The sequence below is a fragment of the Terriglobia bacterium genome, from assembly GCA_036496425.1.
In the GTDB taxonomy this organism is placed as follows: domain Bacteria; phylum Acidobacteriota; class Terriglobia; order 20CM-2-55-15; family 20CM-2-55-15; genus 20CM-2-55-15.
The window spans coordinates 1-3,656 of the sequence record DASXLG010000255.1 but is presented as its reverse complement, the minus strand read 5'-3'; the positions used below and the strand labels follow the sequence as shown (position 1 = coordinate 3,656).

At 55.3% G+C, this 3,656-nt stretch carries 2 protein-coding genes; both read right to left on the bottom strand.

Features of this window, described 5'->3' with window-relative positions; translation table 11 throughout:
* The coding region (locus VGK48_18560; GenBank protein ID HEY2383182.1) for a PVC-type heme-binding CxxCH protein at window positions 1–2,705 on the bottom strand (2,705 nt) is incomplete at its 3' end.
* Between the two features lie 22 nt (window positions 2,706–2,727).
* Window positions 2,728–3,656 (bottom strand): AGE family epimerase/isomerase (locus VGK48_18555; GenBank protein ID HEY2383181.1); only part of this gene is annotated, 929 nt, incomplete at its 5' end.

Below are 3,656 nucleotides of genomic sequence, written 5' to 3'. Positions count from 1 at the left end.
CCGGACAGGTCCGGACCCACCCGGCCGCCTTGAATACGGGGCATATGGCAGCGGGCGCAATTGGCTTGAAAAACTATTTTTCCTTGAAACGCATTCCCCGGGGTTGTCAGTACGCCTTGATAGTGCGCCACCACCTGAGCGCGGTCGCCACTCGTGCTACTCAGAAGAGCCCGCGCCTCTTTCACAATGGCGGGATCGGGATTTTCATAAAGGTGCGATCTCACGCTCCCGTCGAGTGCCGCGCGATCCAGTTTGCCCGACCGGACGGCTTGCAAAAGAATGGGAACGCGGTTCTTGTGGCCGACAAGAGCATCGAAGGCATGCTCGTGTGCCTGAGGCGAAAGATTGGCCCAATGCGCGAGGATGATCTTGGCAACGTCAGGATCATCGAACGCGGCAAGTGAATCAATTGCAGCTACCTCTACATTCGGGGTGGCGTTCGGAACGAGAATTTTGTCCAGTACCGGTCCTACGGTATTGAAATGTCCCCCGCGCAATGCCTGGATGGCAAGAATTCGGTTTCCCTCAGGCAAATCAACATTTGTAGCATCCTTTTGCGCGCGCTGCAGAAGCTTGTCGAGCTTGAAATGCGTAGACGCTTCCCAGGCCGCTCTCCGCACGGGCTCCTTGCCGGATTCTATCTGCTGCATAAGAGCAGCCTCAGCCCCAGGCACTTGAAGATACCGCGCTCTGACCAGTTCCAGACCGCGCGTGAGACCCGCCAGTTCTTTGTCCGGGTGTTGCAGTTTGCCAAGACCAGCGAACCAACGCGATAATTCGTTCTCCTTGCGACGGGAGCCAATGAGAGCGGAAAGACTTATGAGCAACTGCGGATCCGTCCAGGTTTCGCCTTTGGCCAGGAGCGCTTCATAAAAAGGCGACGCCGAGTCGGCCACCGAGCTGAGGATTGCGCCGCGAAACCACTGATCGGAGGAATGCTGATGAGCCAGTTCTGCAAGGGCGGTGAGCGCTTTGGGGTCGTTTAAGTCGCCCAACGTGAGCGCTGCCTGGAACTGAACGTGAGGATCAGACTCGGTTGCCTCGGCCAGGACGGCGTTCGCCAAGGGTTTGGATTGTTTTAAATCGCGTTCGCTCAGCCGCACAGCGTTCTGCCGGATTCGTCCGTCTAAATCTTTCAGCGCATGCTCAATTCCCGCCGGCTGCAGTCCGGAAAAGGTATCCAGTAGCGAAAGCGCATGCATGCGAGCTTCGGGAGAAGAACCATTCTCCGCCATCGCCTGGAGTTTAGGAACTATAGTCCGATCCTGCCGTTCGAGCAGCAGCCGATGCGCGGTCCAACGATGCCATCCGTTGGCGCTTGCTAATTGCGTTACCAAATCGGCGGAACTTAGCGTGCCCAGACCAGGCTGTAAATTCCTGTGAACGGGTGAGCTATTGGGAACGATGCGATAGATGCGTCCCAGGGTATCGCCATTGTAGAAATTGATCTTTTTGCGAATTTCTTCCGGTATCGATTCCGGTGTTTCAATGACCTGCCTGTAAATATCGGTGAAGTAGAAGTTCCCGTCCGGCGCATTGGCAAAATTGCAGGGACGAAACCAGACATCGGTCGAAGCGAGAAACTCAACATTGTCTTTCGCGCGATGAGCGCGGAAGGTCGCGCCGTCAGGCAGAATGAGATCGCGATGGATCAGGTTTCCGCTGACATCGCCAGTGAAAACATTTCCAATGTATTCTTTCGGCCAGGCATCGCCGCTATAGATCGTGCTGCCTGATGCTGCCGTAAACCATCCGCCAACTTCTTCGGTGCGGTGCAACTCGTTTTCGTCATAGCGCTCCTGGCGAAGGCTGGTCCGCTCTTTGCGCCACTCCTGTGGATGAGTAAGTGGATACATTCGCGCCGACGGTCGTCCATGATCGGAGATGTCCTGCGCCTCGGCGGGTATCTCGAGTAGCGGCGCACGCGCCAGATATTGCATCGGAAGCACAACGTGCCGGATATGCGTCGTGTTCTGCGTAATGAAGCGATTTCCGAAATCATCGAAAGTAGAACCGAACTGCGCCGGGCCGGACGCCGCTTCCGCCCTTCCGCTAATTGGGTCGAATCGGAAATCCGTGCCGCGAACCAGCACGGGCGGCATCTCAGGATGTTCGGGTGAACGGATCAGTCCGCCAGTCCCCGTGTTTGAGCAATAGATCCAGTTATCAATACTGAGACGAGGATTAGTGATCCGGGCTTCCTGATTGGCTTTAGCGAAACCCGTGTAGAGAACCTTGCGTATGTCCGCTTTGCCGTCGCCATTCGTATCTTCCATGAATAAAATGTCAGGCGCGCTGGTTACGATGAGGCCGTGCTTCCAGGGCATAATCCCGCTGACTGCGAGGATGTGATCGGCAAATACCGTAGCTCGATCGTACTTGCCGTCATGATCGGTATCTTCAAGCAGCCGGATCCGGGAACGGACAGGCTTACCGGGTGGAGGATCGTCAGGATAATCGAGCATCTCGGCGACGTAAACTTTCCCGTTTTCGTCGAAGGCCATGTCCACCGGGCTCATGACTTGCGGTTCAGAGGCGAACAGCTCCACGTGAAAGTCGCCTTGAATCTGCATCGCCTTCATCGATGCTTCCGGGGAGAGCGCACGTTCTTCAGGATTCTTCTTGCCGCAGGCGGAGAGCAGCACAACCCAGGCCGCGATGGCAATTGGGTTGCGAACACGAAACCACGATATTTTTCTTAGCATTCGATGAAATGATGGGCGCCGCTCAAACGGCACGGATCGGTTTTCCTTTCCTCGCGATCAGCCGCTCAGTAGCCAGCAAGTTCAGCATGAGAAAGCGCGGCTGATGATAATTTTCCGCTCTCGTCATATCCGGCGTCGGGTCTACTTGCCTGTTTCCCACCACCTGCCAAAGCGGCGAATGAAGAGTGCGCATGGGAAATTTGGCACGCACATAGTGATCGAGTTCCCTATAAAATTCCGTGGCCCACGGATCGCCAGTCTCCTCAATCAAACAGAGTGATCCAATGAGCGCTTCCTGCTGCGGGAATAAGGTCTTATCCATAGTCCAGGCATTCTGATCTACGTTCGTCAGGTTGCGGAACAACCCTCCATATACACGATCTTTGGCTACCTCACAGTGGCGCTGGAACATCGCTGCTGCTCGATCGAACATTTCAACATCACTCCGGCGCCGGGCTTCGTACAGGATCATCCAAAGTGTTTCAATTGCATGGCCAGCGTACACTAGCTGTTCATATTCGTTCTCGGGCCGCGACAAATCGTGATTCATCAGTTCGTTCACCAACTGGAAGCGAGGATTGAAATGATGAATCAAGAGAGAGTCGATCGCTCGATCGAGGATCGAGAGCAATTCAGGATCAGGGTGCATCGCCAGCATCTGCGAGCAAGTGCGGACTAATACCATCCAGACACCTTCGATTCTCGCCCCGGGAAAATCGCGCGCGCCGGGGCCCAGATAGGTCTGGCCGATTGTGGGATGGTAGTCAGGGCGGTCATAGCGGCGTACACATTTGAGCACGATCTCTCGCGCTTCATCCCAATACTTGCTTTCGCCGCTGGCGCGTGAAAATTCGGCCAAACCTTCGGCGATAAACATATCCCCATAGACCTCCGTATCAGGACCACCGTCCGGAGATCCGTCCCGAGTCAATGCCTTCGGCCAGAATTCAT